Here is a 16,559-nt window from a genome sequence, read left to right as displayed (position 1 = left end):
TTTATCATTTTTTAATGAATGTTTTAGAAAATATAACACCTTTCGACAAATTCCCTTAAACTGTAATTATCATCAGTTTTTAGAAAGACATTGGCTTTGTATTCGTCAAGCCATATTGGTATAGAAGCATCTCAACAATTCGTTTCGATGCTTGTCCGTCACCATAAGGATTAGACGCCTTCGACATGTTGTCATACTCTTTCTGGTCTACTAGGAGCTCTTTTGCCATTTTGTAAATGGTGTTTTCATCTGTACCTGCTAGCTTAAGCGTACCGGCTTTCACGCCTTCTGGGCGTTCTGTTGTATCACGGAGTACTAGTACTGGCTTCCCTAGAGAAGGTGCTTCTTCTTGTACACCGCCAGAATCCGTTAAGATAAAGTGCGAAGCGGCAGCAAAGTTATGGAAATCAACGACTTCGAGCGGTTCAATTAAGTGTACACGATCGAGATCACTGAATTCTGTCTGAGCTGCGTCACGTACGGCAGGGTTTAAATGAACAGGATAAACGACCTGAACATCTTCAAATTCTTCTACAACACGTCTAATGGCTCTAAACATATTTTTCATCGGCTGTCCAAGATTCTCTCTGCGATGGGCCGTTAACAAGATCATTTTATCCGTGCCTATTTTCTCTAAAATAGGGTGTTGATACTGCTCAGTAACCGTTGTTTGCAGGGCGTCAATGGCTGTATTCCCAGTTACAAAAATTGTTTCTTCTTTTTTATTTTCTGTTAGAAGATTCTGTTTCGCTTCATGTGTAGGTGCAAAATGAATATCGGCAATACTCCCAGTCATTAGACGGTTCAATTCCTCTGGAAATGGCGAGTACTTATTGTGAGTTCTTAGTCCCGCTTCAACGTGTCCAACTGAGATTTGATGATAAAATGCGGCCAAGCTTCCAGCAAAGGTTGTTGTTGTATCCCCATGAACAAGGACAATATCAGGTTTTTCTTCTTGGAATAATTGATCTAGCTTTAACAGTGCATTTGATGTAATTTCAGATAACGTCTGGCGTTCTTTCATAATATTTAAATCATGATCCGGTTGAATGTCAAAGGCTTTCAGCACTTGATCAAGCATTTGCCGATGCTGAGCAGTCACAGTGACAGAGGATTTGATTTGCGGATGTTTTTTTAGTTCAAGGACAAGGGGGGCCATTTTGATCGCTTCAGGTCTCGTCCCGAATACAGTCATTACATGTAATGTTTTCAATAGTCGATGCCTCTTTCCTTCTCATTTATCATATGTTTATTATACAAAAGAATAGAAACGAATCCTAATCATTCAATTTTCAATCTTTACATCGCCTTTACCCTTTTCAACATAAAAATTTACACGGACTCTTTACAATAGATGTTGTATCAGATCATCATACATTTATCGTAAATCATTTGTCATTTCTATCATTTGTAAGTTACACTTTATGAAAGATGAAAAATGAAGTCAAATCATTTTTTCAATATGTAAGGAAGGTGCAAAGTTCATTGAAAAAAGTACGTAAAGCCATTATCCCAGCTGCAGGTCTTGGGACACGTTTCCTCCCTGCAACAAAAGCTATGCCTAAAGAAATGCTGCCAATCGTTGATAAACCAACCATTCAATATATTATTGAAGAAGCTGTTGAATCAGGAATTGAAGACATTATTATCGTCACTGGAAAAGGGAAAAGAGCCATTGAAGATCATTTTGATTTTGCACCAGAGCTAGAGCGCAACCTGGAGGAAAAAGGAAAGAGCGAGCTTTTAGAAAAGGTGAGAAAATCCTCTAACATTGCTGACATTCATTACATACGTCAAAAGGAACCTAAAGGACTTGGACACGCCGTTTGGTGCGCACGCAACTTTATCGGTGATGAACCTTTCGCCGTTTTATTAGGTGATGATATTGTTCAAGCCGAAACACCCGGACTTCGCCAGCTGATGGATGAATACGAAAAGACTCTTTCATCTGTGATCGGTGTTCAGCAGGTGGCAGACAACGATACACATCGCTACGGGATCATTGATCCTCTTACACAAGAAGGACGCCGCTACCAAGTGAAAAACTTTGTTGAAAAGCCGCCGCAAGGTACAGCACCATCCAATTTAGCCATCTTAGGACGCTACATTTTCACGCCAGAGATCTTTATGTACCTTGATCAGCAAGAAATTGGTGCAGGCGGAGAAATTCAACTGACAGATGCCATCCAAAAGCTGAATGACATTCAGCGCGTATTCGCCTATGATTTCGAAGGAAAACGATACGATGTCGGTGAAAAGCAAGGCTTCATCGAGACGACTCTAGAGTTCGCCCTTCAAGATGAGGATCTAAAAAAGAAACTCATTCCATTTATGAAACAGCTTCTCGAAAAAGAAGAAATGAATTAAAAAAAGCTGCCGGGATCGGCAGCTCAGGCTGTCGAGAAAATCTCGACAGCTTTATTTTTTTCTTAAAGTTTCCATTCCTCCATTTTATAATAGATAAAAGCATACTAAAGGAAGGTGTTTTTTCTCGTGTTCCACACTAGAAATTCTTCTCAGCACGAAGCCGAATTTGTATTGCTAGATCAACTGGTCGAAGAGGATCACCTGCTTCGTAAAATTGATCAGTACATTGATTTTTCATTTATCGTAGATAAAGTAAAACCGTATTATAGCGAGAATAAAGGTCACCCTTCTCTTGATCCACTTATTTTGTTCAAAATGATGTTTATCGGATACCTGTACGGTATCCGTTCTGAAAGACAACTTGAAAAAGAAATTTACTATAACATGGCGTATAGATGGTTTTTAGGTTTGAACATCAATGACCCCGTTCCTCATCACTCGACCATTAGCTGGAATCGTCGTACTCGATTCAAAGATACAACGATTTTCCAAGATATTTTTGATGAAATTGTGCTTCAAGCCATCAATCATGATATGGTAGGAGGCCGCGTTCTTTTTACTGATTCAACTCATCTTAAAGCCAATGCCAATAAACATAAATATACGAGAAAAACGATTGAACAAGATACCCAGAACTATATAAATGAATTAGAAGAAGCGATCCAAGAAGATCGGGTGGCACACGGAAAAAAGCCCTTAAAGATAAAAGAGGAGGTGAAAACAAAAAAAGACATTCGTCAAAGTATGACTGACCCTGAAAGTGGCTATCTTTATCGTGAAAATAAACCGGAAGGCTTTTTCTACCTAGACCACCGTACAACGGATATGAAGTACAATATTATCACGGATGCCCATGTCACCCCCGGCAATATCCATGATTCTATTCCGTATCTTGATCGATTGGATCACCAAATCGCCCGATTTGGTTTTCAAGTAGAAGCTGTTGCCCTTGATTCTGGTTATTTGACAACCTCAATCTGTAAAGGTTTATCGGATCGCCATATTTTTGGTGTCATCGCACATAGACGCTTTCATCCAACAAGAGGATTATTTGAGAAGTGGAAATTTCAGTATGATTCTGAATCTGATCACTACATCTGCCCAAATGGCGAGAAGCTATTATATACGACAACTGATCGAAAAGGTTATAGGTTCTACAAATCAGACCCTAAAAAATGCGTATCGTGTCCTTTCCTTGAGAGCTGTACAAGATCGAAAAATCATCAAAAAGTGATCTCAAGACATGTATGGGAGGAACACAAAGAAAAGATCAGACAAAATCGTCTGTCTGCCTCTGGAAAAGAGCTATATAAAAAAAGAAAAGAAAAAATAGAGCGAAGCTTTGCAGATTCAAAACAACTGCACGGGCTTCGCTACTGCCGGTTGAGGGGAAAACAAAATGTGAGTGAGCAAGTGCTTCTCACAGCTGCGTGTCAGAACATGAAGAAGATTGCCACACACCTAACCTAGCTTCGCTAGGTTAGGTGTGTGGGAGGCCTTTTTCATTAAATCTCATCCATCATAATTACGCTGAAAATAAAAAAGATTGTAGAAAAACATGAGTTTCTCTACAATCTGAGCTGCCGGGATCGGCAGCTTTTTATTTGATCACTGAAATCGTCAGTGTATGCTGTTCATTATCAATGACAAACAAGTTGTTTTCGCCCTTCACTGCGAATTTCGTTTGTTTCTCATTCAGCCAAACGTTCTGTTCTGTCAGTCCAAGTGTTGAAGGAGAGATTGACATGATCTCACGGAATACCATCGTATTCGCCTGTCCATTTTGAATCACATAATCAGTTTTCTCCGTGGTCAGCCGCTCAATAGCAGCACCTTGTTCACTTTTGATCGAACTCAGGGTTTGCATTCTTTGCTTAAGCACAGATTCTTCTTTTCCAAGGAAAGAAAGTAAATACTCATATGAGCCTGCAGATGCGGGCGATACATAGGAATTGAACTGACCTGGTCCAATGGATAAAGACTTTAATTCCTCTGCATGTTGAAGCCCATCAGGTTTGACAAAATACGTCTCTGATGCATTTTTGATTTGAACGGTTTGTTTATTTTCAGCGACAGCTTGTACCTCTTGCCCAAATGGTAAAGTGACATCCGCCTTTTTTTTCATGGCTTGATCTTTGTAGACCGTGAGTGGATCTGACGTGACAATTGCCTGTCGATCGACCTTTTTCATATCAGGCGATCCCTTCGTCTGCGGATTCTTTGTATGAGACGTTCCTGTCTGATCTGATGGGATTGCACCAAATGTAGCCAGCGTACGAAGCGGGCGATCCGAAAACATAGATAAAGCAAGTAAGATAGTTAAAACAGCAATAATCGTCACTTGAAAGGCTGGTCCAAAAAATGAACGTCGTTTCCCACTTTCTTTATAACGGGTGACTTTTTCCGTCTTTTGAACGCCTTTTCTACCTTCCTTATGTTCCAATTGGTATTTTTGTTTCTCTTTTTTGGAAAGCTTGTTAAACCAGTCAACAAACTCCTTATACTCTTTCACAACCTTCTTCGTTTCATCAAACATGCGAAGCTCACCATAGTGCATCCAAGCCACCCGGTCACAGATTTTTTGAATTTGGCTAATGGAATGACTGACAAAAAAGATCGTTTTCCCTTGTTCCTTAAATTCTGTGATTCGATCCACACATTTTTGGTAGAAGGTTTGGTCTCCAACAGACAATGCTTCATCAATAATCAATATATCTGGATCAATATGCGCTGAAATGGCGAAGCCAAGACGTGATTTCATTCCGCTTGAGTAGCTCTTTACCGGCTGATCAATAAAATCACCGATATCCGCAAACTCTACGATTTTTTCATACAGCTCGTCTATTTCTTTATTCGTCAGCCCCATCATTAAGCACTTTAGGCGAATGTTGTCTTTCCCGCTCAACTGATTGTTCAGCCCTGCCGCAATGGCAATTAAAGAAGGCTGTCCGTCCATATCAATTTCACCACTTGTTGGTGGAATGATTTTCGCAAGAAGGTTCGACATCGTTGATTTTCCAGATCCATTGATCCCTACAAAACCAATTGTCTCGCCTTCATATACATCAAAGGACACATCACGAATAGCAAAGAAACCTTTTTCATTTTTATTGGGTAAAAACAGCCCCTTAATCTTATCTGACTGCTTTTTATATAGGACGTATTGCTTGGATACGTTTCGAAACGAAACCTTTAGTTTCATCGTATAATCTCCTTACTTTTTAAAGAAAATCGACAAATTTATCCCTAAATTTCATATGAAGCAATGAACCGACTGTTAAAAGAAGCAGCGTGATCAGCCAAAAATAAAGCGTATATTTCACATCATGGAAGAACCATTCTCCCTTTAACAAGCTATTTCTAAAACCATCAATAATGTAGAAAAGAGGATTCAATCTTAATATATCCCCGATCCATGCTTTGTCTCCAGTGAGCTTCTCTGAGATATTCCAAAAAATCGGCAGCAAAAAGAAAAGTAAACGTGTCACGGATTGTAAAAGAAATTGATAGTCTCTCACGAGTACGCTAATCGTGGAATTAAACAAACTAAACGAAAACATAAACGCGATCATACAAATAAGATAGTATATATATTGCAGCCAGTGCGCATCAGGATATATGCCATAGGAAATGAGCACAATCAGATAGACACCCATCATGACAAAGTAGCTGAACAAGTTGGACATAATCACCACAGACGGCAGCGCACTAATCGGGAAATTCATTTTCGATACCATATTAATGCGTTTAAACACACTGTTTGATCCATCAAGTATCGTCGGACTAATGAAGAACCAAGGGATTAACCCCGCAAGCATCCAGATGATAAATGGAACTTCCATCCCTCCAATGACAATTGGCTGTCCTCCGCGAATCCCCAGACCAAAAACAAACCAGTAAGCCAGCATTTGAATCAATGGATTTAAAAACTGCCATAAAACACCTAAATAATTCATCTGATATTTTGATTTTGTTTCATAAACAGCAAGTCGCATAATCAGCGGAAATGAGCTGATTTGCTCCTTTAGTATCGTCAACATTGCGTTCATTCTAATCTTCCTTAGATATAAGTTTTTGGAATTACTTTTTTTAAAAAGCACCGCTCATAATTGTAACAGATGTTGAGAATTATTTCACTGATTAACAAATCCATCACTAGGTCTTCCCTAAATTTAATTCTACAATACTAATGATCTGTTCATTCATTCTAATTTGTTGTAATCTATTTATAGGATATTAATCACTTTTAAGATAATATCTATCTGATTATCAATTAAATTGATTTACCCATACATTAAGACAAAAGTGAGGAAGAAAATGAACTTTAATTACGATATGACTGTAATTATTCCTTTGTTTAATTCAGAGGAATATGTAGAAGATACCATTAAATCAATTATGAAGCAGACACATGATTTCACAAAAATCCAGATCATTTTTGTGGATGATGGTTCCACAGACAGCAGCTTTGATATTTGCAATGAATATGTAAAGCAGTACCAAAACATGGAGATTTATAGACAAGAAAATCTTGGCGTTTCAGCAGCTAGAAACATCGGCTTAAAACAAGCAACGGGCAAGTATATTCTTTTCTTAGATTCAGACGATTTAATTGGAAGTAACACAATTCAAGAATTATATAACTACTTTAATCAAGTTGAAGATGAGGTTTCAATTGTCGCTTACCCTCTATATTCTCTGGTGAACGGCAAAGTGAAAGATCATCCTAGGACAAAGAACTATTCGAAAACCGGTGTTTATGATGTGTCTGTTTATCCTAATATAAATCAAACAACCATAAACGTTTGTGTAAAGAATTTACCTCCTAATGAACGCATTTATTTCGACACAGATCTCGCATATGCTGAAGATGCAACTTTTAATACGGCTTATTTAATGAAAACCGGGAGAATTGGAATTTGTTCCACTGGAAGATATATATATCGCACACACCAATCTTCAACAGTTATGAAGTACAGAAGCCCCGTACACTCTTACAATATGCTTCTCTTGTACTTCGAAAAAATGATGGATTCATATTCAGATAATAATGTTGTGCACCCTTATGTCCAAAGTATGATTTTATACGAATTGAATTGGAGATTTAAGTCAAAATCCTTAATACCATTTCATCTAGATCAAGAGGACTTTTCAGATTGGAAAAAACGGATGTTTAATATCATAGAAAAGCTTGAGGATAAAATAATTTTAAATCATGATTTTATTGATATATATCATAAAGCCTCTTTGTTAAGTTTGAAACAACCTAAGCCTAATATAAAATATGATTCTCAAGGTATCTATGTTTATCGCGATGATCAGCTACTGTTTAAACAGCACCGGTTTGAGTTAGTTATGACCCAATTCACTATTAAGGATGATCAATTATTAGTAGCTGGTTTTATTAAAAGTCCGCTTAATGAATTCTTAGATTTAAGATTACAGATTGAAGTTAACGGACAACCCTTTGTGCCTAGACTCTCTTCATCTAACCATGGCTACTACAAAACAAGAATGAAAACAAATAAATTCCATAGATTCAGTTGGAAAAAAGAGCTCAATGAACAAGCATTAGATTTGAAATTCAGCATCAATTATAAAAATTACGATTATCCTGTTTCTTTTTATTTTATCAATGACGTCGTATTTCAGAGCTTTATGAAGCATAAAGCATTCAAGAAAGGTTATGCTTTAAGATTCTTGCCTAAACAACAAAAAATCATTGTTAAAAAAGCTAATAAGGACGAGGCTAATTCATATACAAAAGAGTTTGATAAAATAGTTAGAAAACATGACAAAAAGCTATATTTAGCTAGAAAGTTAATAAACAAAAAGAAAAAAGGCATTTGGCTATATAATGACAGAAAGAATATTATAGATAATGCATATTATCAGTTTAAGCATGATTTCCACAAAAAAGACGGTATAAAAAGATATTATGTATACGATGGCGATAGTATCGATCTAGAAAATATGTTTAATCAAGAAGAAAGAAAAAATGTCATTAAATTCAGGTCTCGACAGCATAAATATTTATTTCTAAATGCTACTAAAATTTTAACATCATTCAGGACAGTTCAAGAGTATAGTGCTTTTTCAGAAAAGAGAATGAAATTTATTAATGACCGTCTAGACTTTGAATTAGTTTACTTACAGCATGGTATTCTACATGCGCACACTCCTTGGATCTACTCAAGTGAAAAGAATAAAATAGATAAATTTGTAGTCTCCAGTAATTTTGAAAAACAAAATTTAATTAAGAATTACAATTACAGACCAGAAAGCATAATTGAAACTGGGATGGCCAGATTTGATTTTGTTAAAAGTCTTAAACCTACCAGCAATAAAATTATTTTTGCTCCTTCTTGGAGAGTCTCATTAGTTAACTCCTCTAAAGGTGGAGAATGGGCTATAAAAGAAGAAGCTTTTAAGAATTCTTCTTATTATACAGAAATAAATACATTAATTTCTTCTAAAGAGTTTACTGATTTACTTGAAAAAGAAGACCTATACTTTGAATTAAAGTTACATCCTATTTTTAATTCTGTTATAAATGAATTCAAAACAGATCATCCAAGAATTAAATTTGTAACAAAAGATATCAATCTAAGTGATTACAAATTATTCATGACCGATTTTTCTTCATTTGTATTTGATTTTGCATTTATAAATCGAGCTGTTTTATTCTTTATACCCGATTATGCAGAGTTTATTTGTGGAAACCACCTGTATAACAAACTAGACTTGGATTTAGATGACAGCTTCGGACGCCTAGTTACAAATAGTTCGTCAGTTATTAAGGAAATCGCTAACTTAGCGAAAAATGATTTCCAAATGGAAACTATACACAAAGAGAGAATGGATGGTTTCTTCTATCAACATAAAAGCTATCGCGAAGCACTTTATCAAAAGTTAACAAACCTAACACTTTAAAAAAGCTGTCGAGCTATGGGGCTAGTAGCCCTATATTCTCGACAGCTTTTTATCTTATTGCTATTACTTTAGAAATACTTCCACCACACGCTTCGAAGACTCCCCGCTCTCTAAATAGCAGAATTTTTCATAAAACGGTGCGAAGGAAGCTGGCAAAGTAAAGGTTGGCTGTTCTGTTTCTCTTACCCAGTCAATGACGCTCGCTGTTTCTTTCACAAGAGGTCCAGGTGCTTCTTGTTCAAAGTCGAAGTAGAAGCCTCTCAGCTTGTCACGATATGTTTCAATGTCTGGCACATAGAATAGCATCGGACGTTTGAGGTTTGCATAATCAAAGAACACAGAAGAGTAGTCAGTGATGAGCAGATCAGAAATCATATAAAGATCCCTAATATCTTCGTAATGAGAGAAGTCATAGGCAAAGCCTTCATATGGTCCTAAATCAAAGTTTTCAGCGACTAGATAGTGCATACGCAAAATGATAATATATTCGTCTCCGATAGCGGCTCTCAGCTCATGCAGATCAAGGTCTAAATCAAATTTGTACTGCCCTTTTTTATAAAATTGATCGTCTCTCCATGTCGGTGCGTATAAGATCAATTTTTTATCAAGCGGCAGGTTCATTTTTTGTTTGAGTGCTCTCATCGTTTCTTCATTGTTTTGATTATGAAGGAAGTCATTTCTCGGATATCCTGACTCAATCATGGTCTTTTGAAATTGGAATGCACGTGTAAAGATTTCAGTCGAGTAAGCATTTGGAGAAATGAGATAGTCCCAATTCGATGCTTCTTTCGTGAAATTCTTTTTGTATTTCTTCGTGTTTGTTCCAGGCATATGCACCTCGTCCATATCCATCGCAAGTCGTTTTAACGGCGTACCGTGCCATGTCTGCAAGTATGTTGTATGCTCTGGTTTTGGAATCCATAGCGGCAATCGGCTGTTGACGACCCAATACTCGGCTCTTGCCATCGCAAAAATCCATTTCAATGACAGACGATTGATATAGTAAATGCCCTTTTCTTTAAACGGTGCTTCGTGCCCTTTTTTCACGCTCCAGATCAACGTATATTCAGGGTGATTTTCTTTCATATACTCATAGATCCCACGCGGATTACAGCTGAATTGTTTTCCATTAAAGCTTTCAAAAACAACCGTTTTCTTTTTCACAGACAGCCTACTCGCCAGCTGAAAGGTCGTTTTAAAGGTCCTTGTTACAAGGCGATTACGGACTTTTTTGATTTTGCCAATTTTCTTTTTGAATTTCTTCCACTTGCTTTTGACGTAGTACTTCGCACGTGTTTTCATTGTATAATCATTAATTCGGATACCAAGCGTTTGTCTCTTTTTCTTTCGATACACCTCATACCGAATCGGGACATTGTTCTTCTTTTGTATTTGGACGAGCCCTTTTAATTGATTAGACCGATCTCCAAGCACAAGAGATGGTGTTGTTAAAGTCTCTTCTGTTCCGTTAACTTCACATATAAATTCAAAATACATTCTATAGATATATCTCTCGTCTGTAGAATAGGTTAATACTCCTAAAGGAACTTCAACATTGAATGGATATACTTCCGGCATCTCCCCATCCGTTCTATAACCATCAATATCACTTTTTTGCTGATAGTTTACGGGGAATCGATGCTCTACTTCGTCCCTTTTGAAAAGAATTTGGATTTTTTTGATTCGATAAGAGTGCTCAGCACTTATGACACCACAATATCCACTTACAGTAAGAAGATTGGTCTCATCGAGTGCTATCTGGTTTGTTTTCGTGATCTTCATCTCTCGCTTGACCTTAATAGAAGCATTACCTTTATCTGTACGATATGGCACAGCAAGCAGCAGAGCGTTTTTATTTTCTATGAAACAGAGTTCAGGCATTTCCACATCAAGCTTTAGACGATGCTTATAATAGGGATTGTCGTCTTCATCTAGGAATTGGCCATCTCCCTCTTCCAATTCAGCCTCTTCGTCATCTCCATCGGAATCATATGAGGAGTCTTCGGTTTCATCTTCGCTCTCACTGCTATCAGTCATTTCAGAAAAATCCGTCACATATAAGTTATACGTTTGCCCTTCTTCCATTTGATTCGAGAAAGAATCTTCATGAATCTCTATTTTAAACTGATTTTCCACTAGATGTTTAAGAGGAAGGTAAACTTCCTGCTTTGAGATCCTTTCTCTCATGAGTAAGTAAAATAATCGACCTTCTAACGGCCTATCATCATCTATCCTCAATAAAATTTCTATTTTTTCGTCGTGGTTCTTTAAACTTTCAACAACACTATTCTTCTGAACGCTCTCTTCAATCATTAATCATTTATCTCCTCTGTTCATCGAAATCTTATGCTTCTTCTCATACTTATAAAACGATGTATGATAAATAAAAGTTTCTATTATTTATTTATTCACCTTCCAAGAATAATTCCCTTTAATTGTCTTGTAAGAAACACCGTCAACTTTTGACACATCTTTTTCATTGAGTAAATGCTCGGCAATTGGCAAACGCTTATTGATTTCGTTGTATTCTTCGTCTCTCATTCTCATATAGAAATCAACATATTTTGTTTTGTTTCGTTTCAATGCCGCTTGTATGGATGCATGTCCAATTGGGAAGGACACCTTTAAACTTTCGACTTTTTTAGAGAATAGCTCAGCATGGTTACGCCGATCATAACCGACAAGTTCTAATATAACCTTTTTTCGTTTTTCAATGACACCTTCCATTTGCAAATCCAATGAAAGAATATGATGTTCAACACCAATTTTCACTAATTTGAAATGAATAGGCTTCATCATCCTTTGAATTTGGTCTCTTTTTTCTCGCACTTCTATCATTTTGTGAAGTGCCGCTATCCAGTTTTCATAATAGTTAGGGATTGAATATACCTCTGCAATCTCCTGACAATTTTCTGAAAAAATCTGATACTGTTCATCGTTTTTCAACAATTCAATGATTTTGTTAGCAAGCTGTTTCACTTCATATTGCTCAACAACAAAGCCATTAAACTGATTTTTCACAAGTGTGCTAGCACCATAATCGTAATTATAGGTAATCACAGGGCAATTGTTAACAATTGATTCCATGATGGACAATGGACAGCCTTCAAAGACAGAGGTAGAGATAGACATTCTAGCTGTTCTAAATTCAGCATCAGGATTTTGAGTGAATCCTTTTAAAAAGACATTCTTTTCTAAGTTTAACCTTTTAATTTCTTGTTTTAGGTGCTTTTCTTGAGGACCTGAACCAAAGATTTCAAGCCTCGCATTTGGTACTTCTTTTATCACAAATTCAAATGAACGGATGGCATCTATGACATTTTTTATTTTAGTTAATCTCGCCATCATCAGAACCTTATTCGGATCCGCAGTATAGTGATCTTGTACTTGATGTGACGAACGATCTAATGTATGTGGTGTTAAAAAGAAGATATTTTGATGACCAAATTGTTTCTCTACGTCTGTTTTCTGCTCTTCAGTGATAAAAAAGACGGCATCTACTTTTTGTTTTCTTATTTGGGTAAATAATTCATTATAATCAGAACGTAATTCTGTCTTTTCTGTTTCATAGTGTTTACTGTGAATAATTGCTGAAAAATAAGAAGAACTTCTTTTTTTCAATTGGAACACATACTTATCCTGTTTCCGGCTATCAACTAAAAAGAGCTTTTTTCGATCATTTTTATACTGAATAGTCGTAAGCCACTCTTGTCTTAATGCTTTTTCATTTTTAAAGGTTTTTATCCCTTCATGGGCATACCAAATGATGTCTCTCAATTTACTTTTAGATTCTTCCTTAAGATCCGCATACTCTTTTTTCATATAAACATAAGTGTGCTCATAAATGAATAGTTCTCGATAGACATTTCCAGTTTCCTGAGAGAAATAGGAAACTTTATGCAACTGCCCTTGTGAATTATATTCCTCTCGCTTCTCCAATTGCTGATTTGGAAGAAAATAATCAACCATCTCAATTTGATTAGATTTTTCATTCCTAATAAAACGAACAGAAGGATCTTCTTGATCACATACCACTTTATTGATGTTGTCAGCGTGATAAGATGGCTGATACTGTTCCTTTGGTTTACAATTTGGAATAAGAAAATCCACATACATATTTTGGATTTTTGTCATTTTAGGATCCACTTTCTGTTTATCAATGATCCCTTTCACTTTCTGAGAAAATTCTTGATCATATGAAAAGGTTAAAAAATGAGTTGAAACATTCTTTAACCCAAATAAGTTCGCACGTAGCAATAACGACTTCGTCATACCACCATATTTTTCTTTAATTCTTCCAGTAATAAAGTAGTACTCCATATCAGGAATTTGCAATTGTTGTTGCGGTTGACTTTGATTATTATCATGTGTCTTTTTTCTAAGCTTGTTAAACCATTTTTGGATCAAAACACTCAACCTTTCATTGTTGTCCATTTATTCCGTCGATATTTAAATAAATTTTTAAACGATATGTTAACATAAAAAAGCACTTCTCACCAAAAGATAAGAAGCACTATCTTAAATAATTAAAGTCCAGCAATTTCTTCCTTAATTTGAGTTGTCGAGATGCCTTCTGTTCTCTTCAAGTACACGACTTCGCAATGCTCTTTTAAGAAATCGAATTTACCTTCCCAGTCATCTCCCATGACAAACACATCAATATCGTGCTCCTGCACGTCACGGACTTTTTGATCCCAGCTGTTTTCTGGAATGACTTCGTCTACATAACGAATCGTTTCAAGAATCAGCTTTCGATGCTCGTAGCTATGATAAGCCTTTTTTGATTTTTGTAAGTTAAACTCATCTGTCGAAATGGCCACCACTAAGTAATCTCCAAGCTGCTTTGCACGTTCGAGCAGCTTAATGTGCCCCCAGTGTAATAAATCAAATGTACCGTAAGTAATAACTTTCTTCATTGCAAACATGAACTCCTTTCTTCATTCCTTATTCAACTGCTTTCATGCAGTAATGTTTATCCGTAATCCTATTATCATCGTTCGTATTTTTTCGCTCTTCGGAACCTCATTATATCACAGCGCCCATCAAACGTTAAGCAGATGTAAAGACAAACTATTTCCAATTTATTGGGCGGAGAAGGGAAAGTCCGAAGAATCAATGTTTCTCGCAGCATCCTTCATATGAATTGATGAAAATGTCATGAAATTTAAAGGTTTGTAAAGTTATTGTTAATATTTCATGGAGCATCTGTGATAAAATGATGAGTAGACGAAGAATGAATTTACAATGAACGTTCATAGATAACAAGATGAAAAAGGAGGTCTAAACAATGCAAACAGAAGTGGTCTCTAACCTTTCTTATGTAAACGGCGACCTAGATGAATTTATCAGCTATATGAATCACCATCATATTTCTCAAAGAAGAGGCGCCATGATTGCGACTGTCAATCCAGAGATTGGCTATACTGTTATGAAGGATCGTGCGTACCATCAAGTCGTCTCTTCTGCGGATTATGTTCTGCCGGATGGTGTAGGCGTCGTCTTGATGTCACGTTTGACACAAAGTCCGCTGAAGTCAAGAATTGCTGGCTTTGATGTCTTCATGTCTATGCTTGATCTAGCAAACAAGCAGTCTAAAAGTATCTTTTTATATGGGGCGAAAAAAGAAGTGCTTGAGGCTGTTAAACAGCGAATTGATACGGAATACCCAAATGTGGTCATCGCGGGCAGCTGTGACGGCTATCAAGCCGATAAACGTTTCGTAGCGAAGCAAATCGCCCGCTCGAAAGCAGATATGGTGTTCGTTGCTTTAGGTTATCCAAATCAGGAGAACTTTATTTATGAATACCGTCATTTATTCCCGCAGGCTGTTTGCATCGGTTTAGGCGGAAGCTTTGATGTATTTAGCGGAACGGTGAAGCGTGCACCACGATGGATGATTAAAACAAATACAGAATGGCTGTACAGACTTGTTGTGAATCCATGGAGATGGAAACGAATGCTGAACATTCCTAAATACGCTTTTGCCGTATTGAAAGAAAACAAAGGAAAAAAACGTTACTATCCTGAGCAAGTAAAGGATCAGACGAAGCAGCTGTGAGAGACTGACCAATGATGGATATACGCTCAATGATCATTTCATGCTATGCAGCTTTCGTTTCTTTAATTGGATGGCTGATGAGCGGCGTGAAACCGCGTGAAAACCAGGTGACGCTGCTTGTTTCATTTCAAGAGAATGCAGCTGCTCTCATTGATACTTATCAACAACAGGCGAACATGACGATGAAGCTTACAGTCCTCTATACGAAGCATGCTTCTGCGATAGAAAAGGACGGGTCTCATCTGTCATTTCGCTATTTTCATGAAAAAAATCCTCTCCATCTCATTCAATGTATTTATACGATGTTTAAAAGCAAGGTTGTCGTGACAGATAATTACTTTCTCATGACAAGTGTACTCAGAAAACGGCCTTCTACCACCTGTATTCAAGTATGGCATGCCAATGGGGCGTTGAAAAAATTCGGTCTTGAAGATGCATCAAATTCGGAACGAAGTCCACGTGATATCAAACGCTTTAAACGAGTCTATGCGTCTTTCGATTATATCGTTACAGGCTCAGATCACATGCGCGAGATTTTCAAGTCTTCGTTTGGGGTCAATGATGAACGTTTTTTACCAACAGGTGTACCGATGACGGATGTGTACTTTGACCAGTGCCTGCCTTCCTTGAAGCCGAATGATTTTCCTAAAGGGAAAAAGATCCTGCTTTATGCACCGACCTATCGAGACTTTGCAATGGACGATCTTGTCCTGCCTTTTTCAAAAGAGCAATTGCAAACAGAGCTAAATGGAGACTATATTCTGCTCGTCAAGCTTCATCCTGCGGTCAAACATTTAGCAAAGGCGGAAACAGACGGTGAATGGATATTTGATGTGTCTGATCAGCCGCTCTATCCATTGCTTTGTACTTGCGATGTACTCATGACAGATTATTCGTCGATTGTGTTTGAATATGCGCTGCTTGAAAAGCCTGTTTTGTTCTTCACTTATGACTTAGACACTTATCGAGCGAAACGCGGCTTAGTTGATCGGTATGAGGACATCATTCCTGGAAAGGCTTGCGTCACTCAAGACATGCTCTTGAAGGAGCTGCTTCATCTAAACGAATCAGATCACAGAGAACGAATCAAAACCTTCGCTGAGGAATGGAACCAATATTCAAAGGGCGAGTCTAGTCAGCAGCTTCTATCATTTATTGAACAGCAGCTCTTACACAAAAAACGTCCGGCTTCTCATTAGGA

11 protein-coding genes are annotated in these 16,559 nt (G+C 37.2%); 5 read left to right on the top strand and 6 right to left on the bottom strand.

What is annotated here, in order from left to right:
- Positions 1–79 precede the first annotated feature (79 nt).
- A complete protein-coding gene (wecB, locus tag C6347_RS02485; RefSeq protein WP_106036471.1) occupies positions 80–1,213 on the bottom strand; it encodes a non-hydrolyzing UDP-N-acetylglucosamine 2-epimerase in 1,134 nt (377 codons plus the stop codon).
- Positions 1,214–1,485: 272 nt separating this feature from the next.
- On the opposite strand from wecB, the gene galU reads away from it, so the two are divergent.
- Complete coding sequence (gene galU / locus C6347_RS02480; RefSeq protein WP_106071363.1) at positions 1,486–2,367, top strand: UTP--glucose-1-phosphate uridylyltransferase GalU; 882 nt, start codon at positions 1,486–1,488, stop codon at positions 2,365–2,367.
- A 126-nt stretch (positions 2,368–2,493) separates the two neighbouring features.
- On the top strand, positions 2,494–3,837 hold the full coding sequence (locus C6347_RS02475; protein WP_106036470.1) for an IS1182 family transposase: 1,344 nt from the start codon (positions 2,494–2,496) through the stop codon (positions 3,835–3,837).
- 130 nt (positions 3,838–3,967) lie between these two features.
- Here the strand turns inward: C6347_RS02475 and tagH are convergent, their stop codons facing one another.
- Together tagH and C6347_RS02465 are read right to left on the bottom strand one after the other, a co-directional pair.
- Entirely contained in the window at positions 3,968–5,569 is a 1,602-nt protein-coding gene (gene tagH / locus C6347_RS02470) for a teichoic acids export ABC transporter ATP-binding subunit TagH (protein ID WP_106036469.1), read from the bottom strand.
- Between the two features lie 19 nt (positions 5,570–5,588).
- Positions 5,589–6,416, bottom strand: coding sequence for an ABC transporter permease (locus tag C6347_RS02465; RefSeq protein ID WP_060597419.1), 828 nt, complete (start codon positions 6,414–6,416; stop codon positions 5,589–5,591).
- A 268-nt stretch (positions 6,417–6,684) separates the two neighbouring features.
- On the opposite strand from C6347_RS02465, the gene C6347_RS02460 reads away from it, so the two are divergent.
- Entirely contained in the window at positions 6,685–9,300 is a 2,616-nt protein-coding gene (locus tag C6347_RS02460; protein ID WP_106036468.1) for a bifunctional glycosyltransferase/CDP-glycerol:glycerophosphate glycerophosphotransferase, read from the top strand.
- Between the two features lie 63 nt (positions 9,301–9,363).
- Here C6347_RS02460 and C6347_RS02455 read toward each other — a convergent pair whose 3' ends face one another.
- From C6347_RS02455 to tagD, 3 genes are all read right to left on the bottom strand, one after another.
- Complete coding sequence (locus C6347_RS02455) at positions 9,364–11,613, bottom strand: CDP-glycerol glycerophosphotransferase family protein (RefSeq protein ID WP_066031657.1); 2,250 nt, start codon at positions 11,611–11,613, stop codon at positions 9,364–9,366.
- Positions 11,614–11,700: 87 nt separating this feature from the next.
- The gene (locus C6347_RS02450) at positions 11,701–13,707 is read right to left on the bottom strand and encodes a glycosyltransferase (protein ID WP_066031656.1); all 2,007 of its coding nucleotides are present in this window, start codon (positions 13,705–13,707) and stop codon (positions 11,701–11,703) included.
- A 119-nt stretch (positions 13,708–13,826) separates the two neighbouring features.
- Entirely contained in the window at positions 13,827–14,216 is a 390-nt protein-coding gene (tagD, locus tag C6347_RS02445; protein WP_008343212.1) for a glycerol-3-phosphate cytidylyltransferase, read from the bottom strand.
- Positions 14,217–14,587: 371 nt separating this feature from the next.
- Here tagD and C6347_RS02440 point away from each other — a divergent pair, with 371 nt between their 5' ends.
- Complete coding sequence (locus C6347_RS02440; RefSeq protein WP_060597421.1) at positions 14,588–15,358, top strand: WecB/TagA/CpsF family glycosyltransferase; 771 nt, start codon at positions 14,588–14,590, stop codon at positions 15,356–15,358.
- 11 nt (positions 15,359–15,369) lie between these two features.
- The gene (locus tag C6347_RS02435) at positions 15,370–16,557 is read left to right on the top strand and encodes a CDP-glycerol glycerophosphotransferase family protein (protein WP_106071362.1); all 1,188 of its coding nucleotides are present in this window, start codon (positions 15,370–15,372) and stop codon (positions 16,555–16,557) included.
- The last annotated feature ends 2 nt before the right edge of the window (positions 16,558–16,559 follow it).

The organism is Bacillus sp. NMTD17 (genome assembly GCF_002998735.1).
Lineage (GTDB): Bacteria > Bacillota > Bacilli > Bacillales > Bacillaceae > Bacillus.
This window is presented reverse-complemented; position numbering and strand designations above follow the sequence as displayed.

Bases quoted from the DNA above. Each gene is read 5' to 3' on its own strand.
- tagH (WP_106036469.1), bottom strand. From the start codon at position 5,569: ATGAAACTAAAGGTTTCGTTTCGAAACGTATCCAAGCAATACGTCCTA.
- C6347_RS02465 (WP_060597419.1), bottom strand. From the start codon at position 6,416: ATGAACGCAATGTTGACGATACTAAAGGAGCAAATCAGCTCATTTCCG.
- C6347_RS02460 (WP_106036468.1), top strand. From the start codon at position 6,685: ATGAACTTTAATTACGATATGACTGTAATTATTCCTTTGTTTAATTCA.
- C6347_RS02455 (WP_066031657.1), bottom strand. From the start codon at position 11,613: ATGATTGAAGAGAGCGTTCAGAAGAATAGTGTTGTTGAAAGTTTAAAG.
- tagD (WP_008343212.1), bottom strand. From the start codon at position 14,216: ATGAAGAAAGTTATTACTTACGGTACATTTGATTTATTACACTGGGGG.
- C6347_RS02440 (WP_060597421.1), top strand. From the start codon at position 14,588: ATGCAAACAGAAGTGGTCTCTAACCTTTCTTATGTAAACGGCGACCTA.
- C6347_RS02435 (WP_106071362.1), top strand. From the start codon at position 15,370: ATGATGGATATACGCTCAATGATCATTTCATGCTATGCAGCTTTCGTT.